Below are 20,337 nucleotides of genomic sequence, written 5' to 3'. Positions count from 1 at the left end.
TCGATGACCTGCTCGCCGCCGGCCTCGACGTGGTGCACCTGTGCACCCCCAACCACCTGCACGCCCGGGACGCCGAACGGATTATCGCCGCCGGGGTGCCCGTGGTGTGCGAGAAACCGCTCGCCACCACCGTCGCCGACGCCGAGCGCCTGACCGCGGCCGCGGACACGGCCGGGCTCGTCACCGCCGTGCCGTTCGTCTACCGCTACCACCCGCTGGTGCGCGAGGCGCGGGCCCGGATCGCCGCCGACCCCGACGCCGGCCTGTGGCTGCTGCACGGCTCCTACCTGCAGGACTGGCTCGGCGACCGCACCACCGACAACTGGCGCGTCCACCCCGGGATGGGCGGTGGCACCCGGGCGTTCGGCGACATCGGCGTCCACTGGTGCGACCTGATGGAGTACGTCACCGGCCACCGGATCACCCGTGTCCTGGCCCGCTTCGGCCGGGCCTTCGCCGAGCGCGGACCGGCCGGCGCCCGTACCGCCGTGGCCACGGAGGACGGTGCGGTGGTCTCCTTCGTGACCGACCGCGGCGCCATCGGCTCGCTCGTCGTCAGCCAGGCCAGCGCGGGCCGCAAGAACCGGCTGTGGTTCTCCTTCGACGGCCCCGACCGCTCCTACGCGTTCGACCAGGAGGACCCCGAGCAGCTGTGGATCGGCGGCCGCGACGCCACCACCGTCCTGCGACGCGACCCCGCGCTGCCCAGCGCCCTGGCCGACCGCTTCGATCCGCTGCCCGCGGGCCACCCGCAGGGCTACCGCACGTGCTTCGAGGACTTCGCCGCCGACGTGCACGCCGCCCTCGACGGCCGCCCCGCCGGCGGGCTCCCCACCTTCGCGGACGGCCTGCGCGCCGCCCGTATCAGCGCCGCCGTCACCGCGTCCGCGGTGCACGGCACCTTCACGGAGGTCCCCGCATGAAGCTCGGCTTCCTGACCGCCTGCCTGCCCGACGTCCCCCTGCCGGAACTCGCCGCCTGGGCCGCCGGCCACGGCTACCGGGCCCTGGAGGTGGCCGCCTGGCCCGCCACCGGCGACCGCCCGTTCACCGCCTCCCACCTGGCCGTCGAATCCCTCGACCGGGCCGGAGCCGAACAGGTCGCGGAACTCCTCGACCGGCACGGCATCACGCTCTCCTCGCTCGCCTACTACGACAACCCGCTGCACCCCGACCCCGAGGAGCGCACCCGGGTCCACACCCACCTGCGCCGCTGCGTCGACGCGGCCGCCCTGGTCGGATCGCCCACCGTCGGCACCTTCGTCGGCCGCCACCCCGGCCGGACCGTCGCCGAGAACCTCGCCGACGCCGAGCGGATCTTCCCCGAGCTGACCGGCTACGCGGCCGAACGCGGTGTCAAGGTCGTCATCGAGAACTGCGTGATGGAGGGCTGGCACCCCGACGGCTACCCGGGCAACCTCGCCTACTCTCCCGAGCTGTGGGAGTGGATGTTCTCGCTCGGCCTGTACCTCAACTACGACCCGTCCCACCTGGTCTGGATGGGCATCGACCCGGTCGCCGCACTACGGCCCTACGTCGACCGGGTCGCCCACGCCCAGGCCAAGGACATCCAGCTCGACCCGGCCGCCCGGACCCGCTACGGCTGGCCCGGCCGCGCCGTCACCCGGACCGGCCCGTGGGACACCGGCTGGTGGCGCTACCGGGTGCCCGGCCTCGGCGAGGTCGACTGGCGCCGCGTCGTCGACACCCTGGACGAGGGCGGCTTCGACGGGGTGCTCTCCGTCGAGCACGAGGACCCCGTCTGGTCCGGTGACCGCCACCGCACCGAGACCGGCCTGGAGATCGCCCGCCGCACCCTCGCCCCGCTGCTGGCCGGCTGAACCGCCGCTCCTCGCACGAACACCGTCCCCGACCCCACCGTCGGCCGGTGCGCGCCCCCGCCCGCACCAGCCGGCCCGCCTCCCCAGGAGCGCACCACCGTGGACATCACCAACGTCCAGCACAGCCCGATGGGAGCACACGCCTCCTTCACCCTCGGCCACCCCGGCCCGCACGGCGGCCTCGGTCTCGGCCTGGCCGGACCGGCCGGACAGAACGTCTACGTCGCCGTCGAGGACGCCCCCGGCAGAGGCACCTACCGCGCGCTGCCGTTCTTCGCCGCCGACCAGGACGACCAGCTCGCCCGCTTCCAGGGCGGCGAGGAGGGCCGCCCCCCGGCGCCCGCCGGACCGCTGACCGCGCTGGCCGCCGACCAGGTCGAGCGGGTCCTCGACCCGGTGACCGACCGCTGGACGGCCGGTCCACTGGACTTCGCCGTCCACTCCCCGCTCGGCGCGCTGCCGGAACCCGGGACCGCCCCCGACGAGGCTCTGCGCCGCGCCGTGCTGCCCGCCGTGCTGGCCGAGTTCACCATCGACAACACCGGCGGCGCCGGGCCGCTGCGCGCCTTCGTCGGCTACGCGGGCTCCGACCCGTACGCGGGGATGCGCGTCGTCGAGGGCCCCGGCTTCACCGGGATCGGCGAGGGCACGAGGACCGCGATCGTCACCGACGCCCCCGGCGCGCGCACCGCGATCGGCTTCGACATCCCGTTCATCCTCGGGGACGGACGCCACCCGGGCGACGGCTTCGGCCTCGGCCAGACCGGTCTGCTGGTCTTCGACGTACCCCCGGGCGAGCGCCGCACCCACCGGCTCGCCCTGTGCTTCCACACCGCCGAGTACCTGACCGCTCCCGAGCGCTGCCGCTACCTCTACAACCGCTACCACCCGGGCCTGGAGGAGGTCGCCTCCGCCGCCCTGACCGACTACGACACCCTGCTGGCGGACTGGCGGCGGGCGGGCGACGCGCTCGGCGCGGCCGCGCTGAGCGAGGACCGCGCGTTCATGCTGGCGCTCGCGATCCGCAGCTACTACGGCAGCACCGAACTGCTGGAGGACGCCGACGGCCGGCCCGTCTGGATCGTCAACGAGGGCGAGTTCCGGATGATGAACACCCTCGACCTCACCGTGGACCACTCCTTCTTCGAAGCCCGCCAGCACCCCTGGACGCTGCGCAACGTGCTGGAGCGCCACCTCGCCCACTACAGCTACACCGACAGCTACGGGATCAGCTTCACCCACGACATGGGCGTCGCCAACGTCTGGTCCCCGCACGGCCGCTCCTCCTACGAGCGTCCCGGCCTGTCCGACTGCTTCTCCTACATGACCGGCGAGCAACTGCTCAACTGGGTGCTGGCCGCCGCCGTCTACACCGCCACCGGCGACACCGACTGGCGCTCCGTCCACGCCCCGACCCTGCGCGCCTGCCTGGACAGCATGCTGGCCCGGGACCCGGGCGCCGACGGCGTCCAGACCGTGGACTCCGACCTGGTGGCCGGGGGAGCCGAGATCACCACCTACGACAGCCTCGACACCTCGCTCGGCCAGGCCCGCTCGAGCGCCTACCTGGCCGTCAAGGGCTGGGCCGCCTACCGCTGGCTGGAGCGCACCCTGCACGCCCTCGGCGACACGGAGGCGGCCGCCGAGGCCGGCTTCCGTGCCGGACGCGCCGTCAAAGCCCTGCTGGCCTCCGTCGGCCCCGACGGCACGGTGCCGGCGCTGCTCGACGAACCGGACGGCGCCCGGATCATCCCGGTCGTCGAGGGACTGGCCCTGGCCCACCTCACCGGCACCGACGTGCACGGCGAACCGGAGCTCACCGCCGCACTCCGCCGCCACCTGCTGGCCGTCCTCGACTCCGGCCGGTGCCGGTTCCCGGACGGCGGCTGGAAGCTCTCCGAGACCAGCGACAACTCCTGGCTCTCGAAGATCTACCTGTGCCAGTACGCCGCCCGGGAACTGCTGGGCATCCCCGACGACGCCGACATGACCGCCGCCGACCGCGCTCACGCCGACTGGCTTCGCCACCCCACCGAGTCCCGCTGGTCCTGGAGCGACCAGATGATCTCCGGCGTCGCCGCGGGCAGCCGCTACTACCCGCGCGGCGTCACCGCCGTCACCTGGCTGCTGGAGGACGGCGCCCGCTGAGGCGGCGTCAGGAGCACACCATCGTCCATGTGGGCGTGCCCATTCGTCATGGGAACGCGTGCGGGACCCGGCCATCCTGATGGTCGACCGGGCGGGGCGGGCCGCAGCCGAGGTACCCCACCACCGCCGTGCCCCGCCCGGTCCCCCCACTCCCACGGACCGATGGAGCTACCGTGAACCTCCCGCACCGCTTCGCCCGTACCCGCCGCGGCGCCGCCACGGCCGTGCTGGCCACCGCCCTGGTGACCGGCGTCGCCGCCGCCCCCGCCCAGGCCGCCACCGTGCAGAACTGCGCCGTCGAGGGCACGATCATGTACGGCAAGTACTACGCCCACAACAGCGAGTGGGGCAACACCTACAACGGCTGGGGCCACGGCAACCAGTGCGTCTCACACTCGGACACCGAACTCGGCAACAACTGGTACTCCAGCTTCAACTGGTACAACAACAGCGACATCGCCGACGACGAGTGGCACATCAAGGCGTGGCCGTCCGTCGTCAGCGGCTGGCAGTGGGGCTACGCCAACCCCGACCACGGCGGCTTCCCCGTGCGCCTCGGCGACAGGCGCCAGATCGTCACCAACTGGGACTTCGAGGTCAACGCCACCAACTGGAAGGGCGACTCGATCTACGACCTGTGGGTCGACCCCTCGCAGAACCCGAGCGGGCAGCCGCAGAACGAGGTGATGATCTTCCTCAACTACAGCGACGGCGCCGTCCCGAGCTCCTCGGACAAGGTCGGCAACGTCTGGATCGGCGGCGCGAGCTGGGACGTCTACCGCAGCCGGGGCTCCTGGCAGGTCATCAGCTACGTGCGCACCGCCCAGACGTGGAACGTGTCCAACCTGAACCTGCGCGAGTTCATGGACCACTCCCAGAACGCCGGCTGGCTCAACCCCGACCTCTATCTGGTCAGCGTCCAGGCCGGCCACGAGATCTGGCACGGCTCGGGCACCACGCACACCTGGAACTACAGCGTCGACGTCTCCTGACGCACCCGCGCTGCGCCACGGCCGCCGTCCCTCCCGGATGTCCTGGGAGGGACGGCGGCCTCGTCGTGTCCGCGGTGCGCGCGGCGCTCAGATGCGGGTCAGGTGCCCGTCAGGTGCCCGTCAGATGCCGGTCAGGCGCACCAGTGCCCGTACCGCCGGGCTGTCGCAGCGCCGGACGGCGGCCTCCGGGGTGCGGCGGAAGACCTTCGGGGCCAGCCCGTGGGTGGCCCGGAAGCGGCGTGAGAAGTGCAGCGGGTCCGCGAAGCCGCAGGCGCGGGCGACCTGGGACACGTTCAACTCACTGGCGGTCAGAAGTCGTTCGGCATGCGCGAGCCGTACCTGTTCGAGCGCCGTGATCGCGCCGACGCCGAAGTGCGCCTGGAACATCCGGGCGAAGTGCCCCCGCGAGACGGCGGCGGCGTCGGCCAGCTCCACCAGGGTCAGCGGGCGCGGGCCCTCCTGCCACGTGTCACGGACGTACCGCAGGGCGGCGGCCAGCTCCGGCCGCGCGGGCTCGATCTGTTCCTCGGGCCGGTGCCCGCCGGTACCAGTCGGCACCGGATCGGCCGTGCGCGGCGCGGAAGCGCGGGGCAGCCCGTCGCCGCGCCCACCCGCCGGCGCGGCCGGCGGGCAGCCCCCCAGCAGGACGGACAGCACCATCCACAGGGACTGCGCGGCCAGCTCCCGCCAGCGCTGCGGGCGCGCTGTGCCCAGCCAGAGCAGGTACTCCAGCAGCACCGGCGACGGGTCGGGAGAGCGGGGCGTCCGCACCCAGGGCTGGGCCTGCTCCGGCGGGTCGCCGGGCCAGCAGAACTCCGCCTCACCGAGTGCGGTGGACGCCGCCGCCGCCTCGATCCAGTCGGACCGGTGCGGCGGTACCAGGGCGATCGCCCCCGGCGGGAGCAGCGGTCGCCGGCCCGCCGCCGCCCGGCCCCCGCCGGCCCGTGGCGGGGGCGGGGCGCCGAGCGACCAGACCAGCCGCCAGACCCGCTCGGCGGCGGGGTGCTGCACCGAGGCGGCCGGCTGCGCGAACTCCACGGGCGCCCGTGACCGCAGCGCACCGGGCACCCGCGGCTCCGCGCGGACGTGGTCGGGGCGGGGGTGCCCGCCGGCGCGGCCGGCGCGGGCCTGGGGCGGGACCGCGCCGCGGCCCCGGGCGGGCCGGACGGTCGGGGCGGACCGGAGCACCGGCAGCGCCACCGCCTGGACGGCGGCGGCGTATCGGGCCGGGGTGGCTGCGGCGGGCGTGAACACGGGGTACCTCCCAGGGGCCCGTGACCGGGCCGCGCGGCTGTGGTCGGGAACCGGGTCCCGGCGCGGTGCGACCGGGTGGGCAAGGGACGGCCGGAACGACAGAAGCGGGCGGATCGAGCCATCCCGGCCTGATCGCACGGAAAAGTTTCGGTAAGATTTACCGGACGGAAGTCTAGGAGTGCCGTTTGCGGCGGTCAATATCCGCGCATCGCCGACCGTCGCCCCGGACCGCTCCTGGCTACCCTGGCTGCCACCGCAGGGCCGCGGGACGGCCCCGCCGACGGCGAACGCGTCCGGCACGGTCAGACGAGAGGAACTGCGGATCACATGGCAGAGGAAACGACCGGCGGCGGCCGGGGCGGACGGGTCACCCTGGCGGCCGTCGCCGCGGACGCGGGGGTCTCGGTGGCGACCGTGTCCAAGGTGCTCAACGGCCGGGGGGACATCTCGGCGCTCACCAGGAGCAAGGTGCAGAGCCTGTTGGTCCGCCACGGATACCAACTGCCCCACGGGCGGCGCCGGGTGGGCATCGTCGACATGCTCATCGACAACATGTCCAGCTCCTGGTCGGCGGAGCTGGCCCGCGGCGCCGTCGAGGCGGCGGCCGAGCACGAGGTCAGCGTGGCCATCACCACGCGCCAACTGCGCGGCACCGCCGAGTCCCGCTGGATCGACCAGGTACTGCGACGCGGCACCGACGGCCTGATCGTGGTGCTCGACTCGCTCACGGCCACCGAGCGCGAACTGCTCGACGCGGGGGTGCCGTGCGTCCTGCTCGACCCGGTCGGCGAGCCGCAGCCCGGCTTCCACATGGTGGGGGCGACCAACTGGCAGGGCGGCCTCGAAGCGGCGCTGCACCTGGTCGAGCTGGGCCACCGGCGCATCGCCTGCCTCGGCGGCCCGCCGGAGCACTGGTGCGCCCGTGCCCGGCTCGACGGGTACTACGCGGCGCTGGCCCGCAACGGCCTGCCCATCCAGCCCGAGCTGGTGCGCACCGGGCTCTTCCAGGAGGAGTCCGGCCACCGCCTGATGAGCGAACTGCTGGAACTGCCCGAACCCCCGACCGCGGTCTTCGCCTGCGACGACGTGCTCGCCATGGGCGCCATCAAGGCCGCGGCCGAACGCGGACTGACCGTGCCGGGCGGCCTCAGCGTGGTCGGCTTCGACGACGTGCCCTTCACCCGGTGGACCGCCCCGCCGCTCACCACGGTGCGCCAGCCGCTGGCGGCGATGGCGAGCACGGCGGTGCGCATCCTCATGCAGCAGCGCGACCGGGCCCCCGAGGAGCCGCAGCGCCTGGAGATGGCGACGACCCTGGTCGTCCGGGGGAGCACCGCGCCGCCCGCCCGCTGACCCGTCGCCCCGGCCGGCCCGGCATGGACGTTCGTGCCCCGCATGCGCCGATCAGTCGGTGTCCGGGCCTGCCTGCCCCCCGAGTTTTCGGAAACGAAGCGAAAGTTCTGCGGGATGCCTTGACATGCGGGGGCGCTGGGGCGGAGCCTCACTGCGGTCGGGATCACCCCCTGACCGGCGGACAGTTGACGGAGCCGCACTCCCGAGCCGCCCGCCCGGCCCCCACTCACCCGCAGACCGGTTTCGTCATCATGCCGAAACAAGGCCGGCGCCCCGCCGCAGCGCCCGGCCCGCCCTGCCCACACCGTCGGGCGCCGGTCCTGCGCACCCACGTCGAGGCACGGCAGCGCGCGTCACCGCCGGCAGGGAAGGAACGACGATGTCCGCAGAACCGGTCGCGAGGGAGCTTCCCCCCGCCCGCCCCGCACCGAAGGCCCGCCCGGCCGGGTCGATGCGCACCCGCGTATGGCGGGCCCGCTCGATGTACCTGATGATGCTGCCCGGCCTGCTGTACTTCGTGGTCTTCTGCTACGTGCCGCTGCTGGGCAACGTCGCCGCCTTCCAGGACTACTCGCCGTTCCTCGGCTTCTCGGGCAGCGAGTGGGTCGGCTTCCACAACTTCGCCGTGATGTTCGACGACCCGCAGCTGGTCGTCGCGGCGAAGAACACGGTGGTGCTGAGCTTCCTCCAGATCGTCTTCGTCTTCCCGGTGCCGATCGCGCTGGCCGTACTGCTGAACAGCGTGATGAGCGAACGGATCAAGCGCTGGGTGCAGGCCGTGGTCTACCTGCCGCACTTCGTCAGCTGGGTGATCGTCATCGCCATCTGGCAGCAACTGCTCGGCGGCGACGGGCTGCTGACCAACCTGATCGCCGACCACGGCACCCAGTCGGTGGCCATCATGAGCGACCCGCACTGGTTCAAGTCCCTGGTCACCGCCCAGGTGATCTGGAAGGACACCGGCTGGAACACCATCATCTTCCTCGCCGCCATCACCCGGATCGACTCCCAGCTGTACGAGTCGGCCGCGGTGGACGGGGCCGGCCCGTGGCGCCGGATCTGGCACGTCACCCTCCCCGGCATGCGCGGCGTGCTGGTGCTGATGCTCATCCTGCGGCTGGGCAACGTCCTGACCGTCGGGTTCGAGCAGATCCTGCTCCAGCAGCACACCGTCGGCGCGGAGACCGCGCAGGTCCTGGACACCTTCGTCTACACCCGTGGCGTGGTGGGCGGGGACTGGGGCCTCGCCACCGCGGCGGGCCTGCTCAAGGGTGTGATCGCCACGACACTCGTGGTCGCCGCCAACAAGCTCGTCAAGCGGACCGGATCGGAAGGGGCATTCTGATGGCCGACACCACCACCCGCCCGCGCCCCCGCAGCGCGGCGGCCCCCGCCCCCGGCGCCCGGCCGCGCCCGGTCCGCCGCTCCTCCGCCCGGCCCGTGTGGGCCGAGCGCCCTTCCCGGGCCGGCACCGCCGCCAAGGGAATCGTCCTCGCGGTGATCTGCCTGGTCGTCCTCTACCCGATGGTCTACATCCTGGCCGTCAGCCTCAGTGACCAGAACGACCTGGCCGGCGACGGCCTCCTGCTGTGGCCCGAACACTGGTCGCTGCAGTCCTACCGGACCATCCTGGAGGGCGGCCTGGTCACCCGGGCGCTGGTGGTCAGCATCCTCGTCACCGTCGTCGGCACCGCACTGTCCATGGTGCTGACCGTCCTCACCGCCTACTCCCTCACCCGCACCCGCGACGTACCGGGCTCCCGCTTCGTGCTGTGGCTCGTCCTCGGCACCATGCTGTTCAGCGCGGGCATCATCCCGAACTTCCTGATGGTCAAGCAGACCGGGCTGCTCAACAGCTACTGGGCACTGATCATCCCCGGCGCGATCAACGCCTTCAACCTGGTCGTCGTACGCAACGCCTTCATGGAACTGCCCGCCGAACTCATCGACTCGGCGCGCATCGACGGCGCCGGTGAGTGGCAGATCCTCTGGCGGATCGTGCTGCCGCTCTCCAAGGCGGTCCTCGCCGTGATCTCGCTGTTCTACGCCGTCGCCCTGTGGAGCGACTTCTTCAGCGCGATGATCTACCTCAACGACACCACGAAGTGGCCGATCCAACTGGTCCTGCGGCAGTACGTCCTCGAAGGGCAGTCGATGACCCAGCTCGCGCCCAACCCCAACCGCCCGCTGCCGCAGCCGCAGACCCTCCAGATGGCCGTCACCGTGGTCGCCACCCTGCCGATCCTGATCGTCTACCCCTTCGTGCAGCGGTTCTTCACCAGGGGCATCCTGGTCGGCGCGATCAAGGGCTGAGCCCCGCCGAGCCACCCCTCCTCCCTCCACCACCGACGTCGCACGCCGCGGCGCGGTCAGCCCTGCGCCGACCTCTCCAAAAGCCCCACCCCACCCTCGTCCGGACATCGGAAAGGCCCCGTCATGAGACAGCCGACCACCTCCTCCCCGACCTCCCGCCGCACCCTGCTCGCCGGGGCGCTCGGCCTCGGCGCCGGACTCACCCTCGCCGCCTGCGGAAGCGGTGGCAGCGGCAGCGGCGGGCACACCCCCGGCGCGGCCTTCCGCACCCCTCAGGCCGGCCCGGTCCCCTCTCCGATGCCCGGTGAGCACCGCGACCCGATCCACGGCGTCCCCGCGGCCTACGACCGCTACCCGTCCGCCGCCGAGCAGTTCACCTCCGTCGCCAAGGCGCCCGGCAACGGCGGCACCATGACCGCCCTGATGCAGCTGGCCACCACCCCGGCCCCCGGCCGCGGCTCCAACCGCTGGTGGCAGGAGCTGGAGAAGCGCCTCAACCTGGACTGGCGGCCCACCCTCGTCGGCGGCTCCGACATCGGCGACCGCGCCCAGACCATCATCGCCAGCGGCGACATGCCCGACCTGTTCAACGTCAACCACTACTTCTCCCCGGCCATCGACCGCAGTGTCAAGCAGGGCGCCTTCACCGAACTCTCCGACCACGTGGGCGGATCGGCGATCCTGGACTACCCCAACCTGGCCCGGCTGCCCGACTGGGCGTGGCGCAACAGCTCCATCGACGGCGGCATCTTCGGCGTGCCCCGGCCGACCCCGCTGGTCAACAACGTGGCCTTCTACCGCCAGGACTGGCGCAAGAAGCTCGGTCTGGACGTGCCGCGCGACGCCGACGAGGTGTACGCGCTGCTCACCGCGTTCACCAAGTCCTCGCCGGCCGGCGACGGCAAGAAGACCTGGGGCCTGTCCGACCTCAACAGCGGCTTCTTCGCCGCGATGCACCGCGTCCCGTCCACCTGGCGGCTCGACCGGGACGGCACCCTCACCAAGGACCACGAGACCGACGAGTGGGAGGCGATGCTCGTCTACATGCGCAAGCTGTGGGTCGGCGGCGCCTTCCACCCCGACGCCTCTACCATGCCCTGGGACCAGCAGCGGCAGCTCTTCCTGAACGGCTCGATCGGCATGCACGCCGAGGGCTTCAACGGCATGGTCGCGGTCGGCGGCGACCTCGGCGTCATCCAGCGCAACAGTCCCGGCGCCGACCTCCAGCCGATGCTGCCGCCCGGCTTCGACGGCGGCAAGCCGCTCGTCGCCCAGGACACCGGCTACTGGGGGTACTACAGCATTCCCGCCAAGCTGCGCGGCAACAAGGACAAGATCCGCGAAGTCCTGCGGGTCTGCGACTACTTCGCCGCGCCGTTCGGCAGCAGCGAGTACACCTTCGTCAACTACGGCATCGACGACCACCACTTCACCTACGGCCGGGGCGGCGTCCCGGTGCCCACCACCAACGCGGCCCGGCTCTCCGAGCTGAGCATGGCGTACATGTGCCAGCCCTCCGAGCTGAACTTCTTCTTCGCCGGCCGGCCCGCCCAGGTCGCCAGGGACGCCCAGACCTTCCTCCACGACGCGATGCCCGTCAGCGAGCCCGATCCGGTCGTCAACCTGTACTCGGAGACCGCGATCTCCAAGACGCCGGTACTCAAGCAGCTCGTCGACGACCTGATGGTCGCCGTCGTCACCGGCCGCAAGCCGGTCAGCGCCCTGGCCGAGGCCCGCAAGGCGTGGAAGAACCAGGGCGGTGACCAGATGCGGGCGGAGTACGAGAAGGCCCTGGCGAAGAAGAAGTGACCGTCCGGCCCGTCCGTACCACCCCCACTGGAGTCACCGTGACCATCAGCATCGGCATCGTCGGTGCCGGGCAGTTCGCCCGCGCGTTCATCCCGCTCTTCCAGGCCCACCCCGGCGTGGACGACGTGCGTCTGACCGAGGCCGTCCCCGAGCGGCTGGAGCGCGAGGCCGCCCGGCACGGCATCGCCACCACCTACGCGACCTTCGAGGAGATGCTCGCCTCCGACGTCGACGCCGTAGCGATCTTCACCCAGCGCTGGACCCACGGCCCGCTCGTCGTCCAGGCCCTGGAGGCCGGCAAGCACGTCTACTCCTCCGTCCCGATGGCCGTCTCCGAGGAGGAGACAGCCGCCGTCGTCGAGGCGGTCGGCCGCACCGGGCTCACCTACATGATGGGCGAGACCAGCTACTACAACCCGGCCGCCGTGTACTGCCGCGCCCGTCTTGCGGAAGGCGCGTTCGGCGAGATCTTCTACGCCGAGGGCGACTACGTCCACGACATGGACCTGGGCTTCTACGACGCCTACAAGTTCAGCGGCGGCGACGGGTGGAAGGCCGACGCCAGCTTCCCGCCCATGCACTACCCCACCCACGCCCTCGGCGGGGTGCTCGCCGTCACCGGCTCCCACGTCACCCACGTCTCCTGCCTGGGTGTCACCGACACCCGCGGCGACGGGGTCTTCGACCGCGAGGTCAGCCGCTGGGACAACGACTTCTCCAACGCCACCGCGCTGTTCCGCACCGCCGACGGCGGCGTGGTGCGCACCAACGAGATGCGCCGCGTCGGCTACCCGTCGCCGCTGCGTGAGTCCCGGTTCCGGTTCTTCGGCACCGAGGGCAGCTTCGAGCAGCTCGCCACCACCACGCTGTGGCAGGACCGCCGACAGGCCGAGGACATCGAGGAGCTGATGCGGACCGTCCCCACCGCCCGGCTCGACGACGAGGCGCTCGCCGACATCGACCCCTCGCTCCGCGACGCATTCGTCAGCGGCTTCGCCCCCGTGCACGACCTGAGCCGGCTGCCCGCCGAGTTCACCGGGCAGCCCAACGGCCACGAGGGCTCACACCAGTACCTCGCCGACGACTTCGTCACCGCCTGCCTCACCGGCGACCTGCCGCCCGTCGACGCCTGGACCGCCGCCCGCTACACCCTGCCCGGAGTGATCGCCCACCGCTCGGCGCTGGCCGGCGGCGTCCAGCTGGAGGTCCCGGACCACGGTGACCCCCCGCGCTGACCCGTCCCGCACCCCCGTCCCGCACTCCCGTCCCGCACCGCCGTCCCGCCGGCCCTCCCGAGCGGCCGGGACGCCCCCCCGCCACCGCACCGGAGGAACCGACCACCGTGACCGCAACCACCCCGCTGGCAGTCCAGCTCTACGGCCTGGAGCGGGCCATGACCGCCGACCGGCGTGACACCCTGCGGCGGCTCGCCGCCATGGGCTATTCCGGCGTCGAACCGTACGACGTGCTCACCGACCCGCACGGACTGCGCGCCGACCTCGACGAGTTCGGCCTGCGGGCGTGCAGCGCGCACGCCTGGATCACCGGCGAGCAGCAGACCGAGATCCTCCGGGCGCTGCCCGTGATCGGCGCCGACACCGTGGTCCTGCCCTACGCCGCCCCCGAGCGGTTCGCCGACCGCGACGCGGTCGCCGCCCTCGCCGCCGAGCTCAACACCGCCGTCCGGGCCGCCGCCGAGCACGGCATCCGGGTCGGCTACCACAACCACGAGTTCGAACTGTCCACCCTGCTCGACGGCGCCCCCGCCCTTGAGGTGCTCGCCGGCCTGCTGGACCCGGCCGCGGTCCTGGAGGTCGACACCTACTGGGCGGCCGCCGGGGGACAGGACGTCCCCGCCCTGCTGGGCCGTCTCGGCGACCGGGTCCGTCTCCTGCACGTCAAGGACGGCCCGGTCACCGTCGACCGCGAACAGCCCAACACCGCGGTCGGCGCCGGCCTGATGCCCGTCCCCGCGGTGCTCGCCGCCGCACCCGCCGCCGAGTGGCACATCGTCGAACTCGACCAGTACGCCGGGGACATGTTCGACGCCATAGCGCGGAGCCACACCTACCTCACCACGGAGGGCGTCCGATGACCGGTACGCACCAGCACCGCACCGGACCGGTGGGCGTCGCCGTCATCGGCTGCGGCACCATCAGCGACCAGTACCTGGCCAGTCTGACGTCCTTCCCCGACCTGCGGGTCGTCTTCTGCGCCGACCTGGACGAGGACCGCGCCCGCGCCAAGGCCGAGGCCCACGCCGTCCCCGGGGCCGGGACCGTCGAGCAGGCGCTCGCCCACCCCGAGGTCGAGATCGTCGTCAACCTCACGGTCCCGTCGGCCCACGCCGCGGTGGGAACGGCCGCGCTGCACGCGGGCAAGCACCTGTGGAACGAGAAGCCGCTCACCGCCGACACCGACAGCGCGGCGGAACTGCTGGCGCTCGCCGCGAGATCCGGGCTGCGGGTCGGCGGTGCCCCGGACACCTTCCTCGGCGCCGGCCTGCAGAGTGCGCTGCGGGCCCTCCGCTCGGGCACGATCGGCACCCCGCTCACCGCGCTGAGCCTGATGCAGATCCCCGGCCCGGAGTCCTGGCACCCCAGCCCGGAGTTCCTCTACCAGCCCGGCGGCGGCCCGCTCTTCGACATGGGTCCCTACTACCTGACCGCGCTGGTGAACGTCTTCGGACCGGTCGAGCGGGTGAGCGCGGTCGGCGGACGCTCACGGGACCGACGGGTGATCGGCTCCGGCGAGCGGGCCGGCACCGAGTTCGACGTCACTGTGCCGACCCATGTCTCGGCTCTGCTGGAATTCTCCGGCGGCCGCTCCGCGACGGCGGTGTTCAGCTTCGAATCGCCGCTGCTGCGGCTCGGCTTCGTCGAGGTCACCGGCCTGGACGCCACCCTGGTGCTGCCTGACCCCAACCACTTCGACGGCACGACGGCCGTCGAGGACGGCGGTCCGCGGCGCCACCTGCCGGTCGAGGGCGCGAGCGCGGGACGCGGCACGGGCGTGCTCGACCTGGCCCGCGCCATCCGCTCCGGGACGGCTCACCGGGCCACCGGCGACCTCGCCTTCCACGTCCTGGAGGTGATGACGGCGATCAGCACCGCCGCCGACTCCGGGCTCCCTGCCCCGGTGCACAGCCGGTGCGCCGTACCCGAACCGCTGCCGGTCGGCTGGGACCCGTACGCCCGTACCCTCCCGAGCTGAGACCCGCCTCCCGTCGGGGCGGCGGACCTCCCGTGATCCCGCCGTCCCGACCGTCAGATCCCTCTCCACCGTCCGCCTCCAGGAGTCATCGTGGCGCCGCACCAGGGACCGCTGAGCCACCGCTACCGGGGTGAACACCCGGTCCGGACCCTGCTCTACCTGTTCCGGCCCGAGCGCGGCCGGGTCGCGCTCGCGACGCCGGCCTTCCTGCTCAAGCACGCCCCGGTCTGGCTGCTCCCGCTCGTCACCGCGGACATCGTGGACGTGGTGGTCAGCCACCGCCCGGTGTCGGTCCTCTGGTGGAACTGCGCGGTCCTCCTGGCCGCCCTGCTGCTCAACCTGCCGTTCCAACTGCTCTACGTCCGCTGGATGCACGGCGCGATCCGGCGGACGGCGACCAGGGTGCGCTCCGCGCTGTGCCATCGGATGCAGCAACTGTCGATCGGCTATCACACCCGCGTCAGCGCCGGTGTCCTGCAGGCCAAGGTGGTCCGCGACGTCGAGACGATCGAGACCGCGCTCCAGCAGACCGCGGACAACGGCCTCGCCGCCCTCGCCACGCTCGCCGGCGGCCTCGCGGTGATCGCCGTCCGGACCCCGGAGTTCCTCCCGCTCTTCCTGCTCGTCGTCCCCGCCGCCGCGGCCCTGGTCGTCCGGCTGCGCGGACGGCTGCGCGGGCACAACGAGACCTTCCGCCGCGAGGTGGAACACCTCTCCTCCCAGATCGGCGAGATGACCACGCTCATCCCGATCACCCGGGCGCACGGCCTGGAGCGCACCGCCCTCAGCCGGGTCGACGGCACACTCGGCCGCGTGCTGGACGCCGGGCTGCGCCTCGACCTGCTCAACGGCCGCTTCGGCGCCCTCGCCTGGATTCTGCTCAACGCGCTCGGCGTCGGCTGCCTGGCCGGCTCCGCCCTGGTCGCCTACTACGGCTGGCTGGACGTGACGGCCGGTCAGGTCGTGATGCTCAGCGCCTACTTCTCCGGCCTCACCGGCTCGATGACCACCCTCCTCACTCTCTTCCCGCAGCTCGGCAAGGGTCTTGCGTCGGTCCGCTCTCTCGGCGAGGTGCTCCAGGCCCCGGACCTGGAGGAGAACGCGGGAAAGGCCGAGGTGGACCGGGTGCGCGGCCGGATCACCTTCGAGGAGGTCGGCCACCGCTACCCGGAGGTCGAGCACCCCGCACTGACCGGCTTCACCCTGGACATCGCCCCCGGCGAGACCGTCGCCCTCGTCGGCGGTTCCGGCGCGGGCAAGTCGACCGTACTCAACCTGGTGATCGGCTTCCTCCGTCCCACCGAGGGCCGAATCCTCCTCGACGGCCGGGACATGGAGGAACTGGACCTGCGCAGCTACCGCCGCTTCCTCTCCGTGGTGCCCCAGGAGTCGGTCCTCTTCGAGGGCAGCATCCGGGAGAACGTCACGTACGGCCTCTCCGGAGCCTCCGAGGCGGACCTGGACCGGGCTCTGCGGGAGGCCAACGCCATGGAGTTCGTGGACCGGCTGCCGCACGGTCTGGACACCCTGGTCGGTGAGCACGGAGCCCGTCTCTCGGGCGGCCAGCGCCAGCGTCTGGCCATCGCCCGAGCACTGATCCGGAACCCCGCCGTGCTGCTCCTCGACGAAGCCACCTCCGCACTGGACTCCCACAGCGAGGCGCTGGTCCAGCAGGCCATCGCACGGCTGGTGCGGGACCGGACCGTCCTGGTCGTGGCGCACCGCCTGTCCACCGTGAAGGGGGCCGACCGGATCGTGGTGCTCAGCGGCGGACGGATCGCCGAGACCGGCAGCCACACCGAGTTGCTGGCCCGCGACGGAGCCTACGCCGACCTCCAGGCGGCCCAGTTGGCCTGAGCCGGCCGCCACCGGGCCGAGCGCTCCTTTCAGCCGCCCGGACCGGAACCTCCCGTGGGCGGCGGTCGGTCGGTGCTGCCGGACGGTCTCCCAGGACGCGCCGCGCGGACTCGGCCCGCCGCCTCGGCGAACCTGTCGGAGATCTGGCGTGCCTGGTGGAAAGACGGTCGCGTGGGGGTGGAGGCTTGAACGTCAGCCTGCGTTCGGCTGGGGTGTCGCGGCCAGGCTCTGCTTGACGTGCCGGCTGGTCTCGTCGGCGAGGATCTCGGGCAGGCCCCTCTCGATGCCGTGCAGGGCCCGAGCCGCGATGTCGGCGGCGGCGACCTTCTGGTCGGCGGGCACGCCGGCGGCCATGTCGGTGTCCATGTAGCCGACGTGCAGCGCCGAGACGGTGATCCCGCGCGGTGCCAGCTCCTCACGGGTCGCGTCGCTCAGCGCCCAGGCGGCGGCCTTGGACGCGGCGTAGGAGCCGAGTCCCGCCGGGTGGAACCAGGACAGGGCGGACAGGACGTTGAGCACGGCGCCGCCGCCGTTGCCCTCTATCACAGGGGCGAAGGCGCGGGTCGCGGTGAGCGGGCCGTAGAAGTTGGTCTCCATCTCCCGACGCACCTCGTCGGTGTCACCTCCGATCAGCGTCGCGCCGGTGGAGATGCCCGCGTTGTTGATGAGCAGGGTCGCGTCCGACGCGACGCGGGCGGCCTCGCGTACCGATGCCTCGTCCGTCACGTCGAGGCGCAGCGGGACGGCGCCCGGAACGTCGACGGTCTCGGGGCGGCGGGCCGCCGCGTACACCTTCGCGCCACGCTCCACGAGCTGGGCGGCAAGGTGCCGTCCGAGGCCCCGGTTGGCGCCGGTGACGACCGCGACCGCGTTCTTCAGTTCCATGCCCACTCCTGGTCCACGCTGCGGGTGCCGTCGGGTCACCCGCCCGGTTTAGATTACGCAACCAATCTAAACACGGGTCTACGATAGATGCCAGTCGACATCCAAACGGGAGGGTGATCATGGGCCGCGTATCGCAGGCGCAGGCGGAGGAGAACCGCAGGCGGGTGGTGGACACCGCCTCGCGGCTGTTCCGGGAGCAGGGCACTCAGGTGAGCGTCGCCGATCTGATGCAGGCGGCCGGCCTGACCCACGGCGCCTTCTACAAGCAGTTCGCTTCCAAGGAAGCGCTCGTCGACGAGGCCACCGCTCACGCCTTCGACGAACTCGCCCGGGGCCACACCGCCGGGCTCGCGCAGTACGAAGGGCGGCGCGACGCCGCCCAGCGAGCGCTGATCGACACCTACCTCTCCCTCGAACACCGCGACGACCCGGCGGACGGCTGCCCGGTCGCCGCGCTCGCCACGGACATCGCACGCGAAGGCGGAGGCCGTGCGGCCCGTCGTGTCTACACCGAGGGGGTGGCCGACTTCGCCGACTTCCTCGGCGGCGAGGACCAGGACGGCATCGTCCGCCTCTGCACCCTGTTCGGTGCGCTGGTCCTGTCCCGGGCCACCAAAGGCTCCCCGCTCTCCGAGGAGATCCTCGCCGCCGCGCACGCGGCCTTGACGGAAGCAGGCTGATCACGCGCGGGGTGGCCGCGTCGAGGCAGCCGTCCGGTCCCCGGGGCAGTGGCGAGCCGGCCGTCACGACGGGGTACGCCGTGCGTCCCGCCCGCGGTTTCGCGGAGCAGGACCCCGTGATCGAGGGGGCCTCGGGCCCTGGACGGGCTGACCGGACCTGGCGTTTGCCGCTCCGCGCGTCCGCACGAAGGACGACGAGTCGAGCGACGGGGTGCCGAGGCGATCCCATCCGCCAAGAGCCGCGTGTGCACCCCGGAGTCGGCGCGCGATCGACGCCGGCCCGTGTATCAGAGATGGCGCGGTTGAGCAGGCTGTGACGGGCGATGGTTGCGAGCCCGGCGGACAGCCTGTTTCAACTGCCCCCGCCCACGCCGCGACCGCATGGCCGACACCTACCGTGCCACGGCCGGCCTCGTCTCCGAACGCGCCACTAAAGCCTGAACTGGCGGTCCTCCAAAGAGCCGGCACGCCTCACCCGTTATCACGCACCAACTTGTCACCCTGGCAGGTGAAGATCTACTTCACCTGCCACATAGCATCAATATTCCGCGAACGGCGCGAAGATGGGGATGTATTCCCAGGTCACCACCATCCCGACAGTGTTCAAGTGATTCAGGTCACACAGCGTTGACCTTTACTGTAACCGGTCATGTACGTTGCGAATCCTTTACAAGATTCACATGCCGGGGGGCTCTGTGAAGTCCGTGCCATCTGCTGCGGGACGTGCAAGGGGCAGAGGAAGGCCACGCGGCTGGAGACGAGGGTCGGGGGCAGCGGTACTTGCTCTTACGCTCCTGGCGGGAGTGCCGGCCGCACCATCTGCCGCGGCCCCCAAGGCTGATCTCACGGGTCCGGGACCGGTGACCGAAAGCACTGCGTCTGCTCAGGCGCGGGCGTCGGGAGAATCGGTCGAAGTGACCGCCGATCGCACCGAATACACGACCACGAAGGCGAACCCTGACGGTTCTTTCACCCAAGACACCCGATGCAGCCCAGAACCCAGCGTTGGACCAGGTCAGGCTAGCTGCGAGCGGTGATGGACTGTCGGTGGTGCCGGGGATCGCTGGTGGCCTGCAGGCCATCGACGGTGACGGCAACGCCATCTTCCGCGGGCCGGCCGGCCAGATGTGGGATTCAGCCGGTGATGAGCAGCCGGGCCCGCAGACGCAACTCATGCGCGCCGAGCGGACGTCCGTCACGGATGATCCCTCGACGCCGAATGATCCGACGCAGCCGGGAAAGGGCGACGCCACAGCAGTGCTGCCCGTCAAGGTGGAGGACGATTCGGTCACCGTTCACCCTGATCTGGAGCTGTTGCGGGGTGAGGGCACCGTCTACCCCGTATACATCGACCCTTCCGTGGGCCTGGGCGTCTCCGAGCGCACGAAGCTGTCGTCGGATGGCGACAAGTTCTGGATGTTCGACGGCGACAAGGACGTCGGCAAGTGTGGCACGGCGGACGGCTACTCCTGCGGTGGCGGTTACGTCGACCGCATGTACTTCGAGTTCGCCCCGACCAATCTCGCGGGCAAGTACGTACTCGACGCCACCTTCAGGGCGAAAGAGACCTGGTCCTTCAACTGTGACCCGCACTGGGTGGACCTCGTGCGCACCGACAACATCTCGGAAGGTACCCGGTGGCCGGGACCCAAGCAGCTTGACTGGATGGGCGACCGCTACGTCTCCGCAGGCCGCGGGGACTTGTGCAGCCCGGATCAGCCGGACTCCTGGATCGAGTTCAACGAAGCTGGATCCACGGGGTACTACATGCCCGGGTCCCTGGAGTCCTTGCGCGCGTGGACCGGGGCCATGTCTGCCGATCAGGTGCGTTCCCAGGTCCTCGCCTCCTCAGATCCCGCCTGACGTTCGCCACCCCGGCACTCACCGGCGGCCCGCCCAACAGCGGGCCGCCCGGCCGCTGACAGCCACTGACGTCGGCTGAGTCCGCACATCTGATCTCTTAACGAAACGCGCCCGGTGTCACCATCGGGCG

General features: G+C 71.9%; 16 protein-coding genes. 14 read left to right on the top strand and 2 right to left on the bottom strand.

The genetic code is table 11. The annotated features are described in order from the left end of the window. The 4 genes from ACFWN1_RS02475 to ACFWN1_RS02460 form a co-directional block, all read left to right on the top strand. On the top strand, positions 1–923 hold a 923-nt coding region (locus ACFWN1_RS02475), incomplete at its 5' end, for a Gfo/Idh/MocA family protein (protein WP_384357336.1). Next, the gene (locus ACFWN1_RS02470) at positions 920–1,840 is read left to right on the top strand and encodes a sugar phosphate isomerase/epimerase family protein (protein ID WP_384357334.1); all 921 of its coding nucleotides are present in this window, start codon (positions 920–922) and stop codon (positions 1,838–1,840) included. The genes ACFWN1_RS02475 and ACFWN1_RS02470, both read left to right, overlap by 4 nt. A 99-nt stretch (positions 1,841–1,939) precedes the next feature. Then, positions 1,940–3,988, top strand: coding sequence for a glycoside hydrolase family 52 protein (locus ACFWN1_RS02465; RefSeq protein WP_384357332.1), 2,049 nt, complete (start codon positions 1,940–1,942; stop codon positions 3,986–3,988). A gap of 173 nt (positions 3,989–4,161) precedes the next feature. Next, on the top strand, positions 4,162–4,980 hold the full coding sequence (locus tag ACFWN1_RS02460; protein WP_384357330.1) for a hypothetical protein: 819 nt from the start codon (positions 4,162–4,164) through the stop codon (positions 4,978–4,980). A 120-nt stretch (positions 4,981–5,100) separates the two neighbouring features. Here the strand turns inward: ACFWN1_RS02460 and ACFWN1_RS02455 are convergent, their stop codons facing one another. Then, positions 5,101–6,234 carry a helix-turn-helix transcriptional regulator gene (locus ACFWN1_RS02455; protein WP_384357328.1) on the bottom strand — a complete coding sequence of 378 codons (1,134 nt, stop codon included), beginning with the start codon at positions 6,232–6,234 and terminating at the stop codon, positions 5,101–5,103. Positions 6,235–6,561: 327 nt separating this feature from the next. Here ACFWN1_RS02455 and ACFWN1_RS02450 point away from each other — a divergent pair, with 327 nt between their 5' ends. The 8 genes from ACFWN1_RS02450 (at position 6,562) to ACFWN1_RS02415 (ending at position 16,779) form a co-directional block, all read left to right on the top strand. After that, a complete protein-coding gene (locus ACFWN1_RS02450) occupies positions 6,562–7,587 on the top strand; it encodes a LacI family DNA-binding transcriptional regulator (protein WP_384357326.1) in 1,026 nt (341 codons plus the stop codon). A 379-nt stretch (positions 7,588–7,966) separates the two neighbouring features. Beyond that, on the top strand, positions 7,967–8,932 hold the full coding sequence (locus ACFWN1_RS02445) for an ABC transporter permease (RefSeq protein WP_384357324.1): 966 nt from the start codon (positions 7,967–7,969) through the stop codon (positions 8,930–8,932). Beyond that, a complete protein-coding gene (locus ACFWN1_RS02440; RefSeq protein ID WP_384357322.1) occupies positions 8,932–9,900 on the top strand; it encodes a carbohydrate ABC transporter permease in 969 nt (322 codons plus the stop codon). Before ACFWN1_RS02445 ends, ACFWN1_RS02440 begins: the two co-directional genes overlap by 1 nt. Before the next feature lie 123 nt (positions 9,901–10,023). Beyond that, positions 10,024–11,709: an extracellular solute-binding protein gene (locus tag ACFWN1_RS02435; protein ID WP_384357320.1), complete on the top strand. Its 1,686-nt coding sequence runs from the start codon at positions 10,024–10,026 to the stop codon at positions 11,707–11,709. A gap of 38 nt (positions 11,710–11,747) precedes the next feature. Then, positions 11,748–12,944 carry a Gfo/Idh/MocA family protein gene (locus tag ACFWN1_RS02430; RefSeq protein ID WP_384357318.1) on the top strand — a complete coding sequence of 399 codons (1,197 nt, stop codon included), beginning with the start codon at positions 11,748–11,750 and terminating at the stop codon, positions 12,942–12,944. 107 nt (positions 12,945–13,051) lie between these two features. Next, complete coding sequence (locus tag ACFWN1_RS02425) at positions 13,052–13,804, top strand: sugar phosphate isomerase/epimerase family protein (protein WP_384357316.1); 753 nt, start codon at positions 13,052–13,054, stop codon at positions 13,802–13,804. After that, the gene (locus ACFWN1_RS02420) at positions 13,801–14,922 is read left to right on the top strand and encodes a Gfo/Idh/MocA family protein (protein ID WP_384357314.1); all 1,122 of its coding nucleotides are present in this window, start codon (positions 13,801–13,803) and stop codon (positions 14,920–14,922) included. The genes ACFWN1_RS02425 and ACFWN1_RS02420 overlap by 4 nt, the downstream gene beginning before the upstream one ends. Positions 14,923–15,009: 87 nt before the next feature. Then, positions 15,010–16,779: an ABC transporter ATP-binding protein gene (locus tag ACFWN1_RS02415; protein ID WP_384357338.1), complete on the top strand. Its 1,770-nt coding sequence runs from the start codon at positions 15,010–15,012 to the stop codon at positions 16,777–16,779. 192 nt (positions 16,780–16,971) lie between these two features. Here ACFWN1_RS02415 and ACFWN1_RS02410 read toward each other — a convergent pair whose 3' ends face one another. Beyond that, positions 16,972–17,664 (bottom strand): SDR family oxidoreductase, encoded by a 693-nt coding sequence (locus ACFWN1_RS02410; RefSeq protein ID WP_384357312.1) that lies wholly within the window; start codon positions 17,662–17,664, stop codon positions 16,972–16,974. Positions 17,665–17,783: 119 nt separating this feature from the next. Between ACFWN1_RS02410 and ACFWN1_RS02405 the strand changes: the two genes are divergently transcribed. Both ACFWN1_RS02405 and ACFWN1_RS02400 read left to right on the top strand, forming a co-directional pair. Then, positions 17,784–18,344 (top strand): TetR/AcrR family transcriptional regulator, encoded by a 561-nt coding sequence (locus ACFWN1_RS02405; protein WP_384357310.1) that lies wholly within the window; start codon positions 17,784–17,786, stop codon positions 18,342–18,344. Positions 18,345–19,349: 1,005 nt separating this feature from the next. Continuing rightward, positions 19,350–20,207 carry a hypothetical protein gene (locus ACFWN1_RS02400; protein WP_384357308.1) on the top strand — a complete coding sequence of 286 codons (858 nt, stop codon included), beginning with the start codon at positions 19,350–19,352 and terminating at the stop codon, positions 20,205–20,207. The last annotated feature ends 130 nt before the right edge of the window (positions 20,208–20,337 follow it).

Origin of the sequence: Streptomyces sp. NPDC058459, from assembly GCF_042721685.1 — a bacterium.
GTDB lineage: Bacteria > Actinomycetota > Actinomycetes > Streptomycetales > Streptomycetaceae > Streptomyces.
Note: the sequence above shows the minus strand (reverse complement) of the source record. Positions and strands in the feature narration are given on the sequence as shown.

Excerpts from the sequence above, each read along its gene's own strand:
- ACFWN1_RS02405 (WP_384357310.1), top strand. The coding sequence starts at position 17,784 with ATGGGCCGCGTATCGCAGGCGCAGGCGGAGGAGAACCGCAGGCGGGTG.
- ACFWN1_RS02420 (WP_384357314.1), top strand. The coding sequence starts at position 13,801 with ATGACCGGTACGCACCAGCACCGCACCGGACCGGTGGGCGTCGCCGTC.
- ACFWN1_RS02440 (WP_384357322.1), top strand. The coding sequence starts at position 8,932 with ATGGCCGACACCACCACCCGCCCGCGCCCCCGCAGCGCGGCGGCCCCC.
- ACFWN1_RS02450 (WP_384357326.1), top strand. The coding sequence starts at position 6,562 with ATGGCAGAGGAAACGACCGGCGGCGGCCGGGGCGGACGGGTCACCCTG.
- ACFWN1_RS02445 (WP_384357324.1), top strand. The coding sequence starts at position 7,967 with ATGTCCGCAGAACCGGTCGCGAGGGAGCTTCCCCCCGCCCGCCCCGCA.
- ACFWN1_RS02435 (WP_384357320.1), top strand. The coding sequence starts at position 10,024 with ATGAGACAGCCGACCACCTCCTCCCCGACCTCCCGCCGCACCCTGCTC.
- ACFWN1_RS02410 (WP_384357312.1), bottom strand. The coding sequence starts at position 17,664 with ATGGAACTGAAGAACGCGGTCGCGGTCGTCACCGGCGCCAACCGGGGC.
- ACFWN1_RS02470 (WP_384357334.1), top strand. The coding sequence starts at position 920 with ATGAAGCTCGGCTTCCTGACCGCCTGCCTGCCCGACGTCCCCCTGCCG.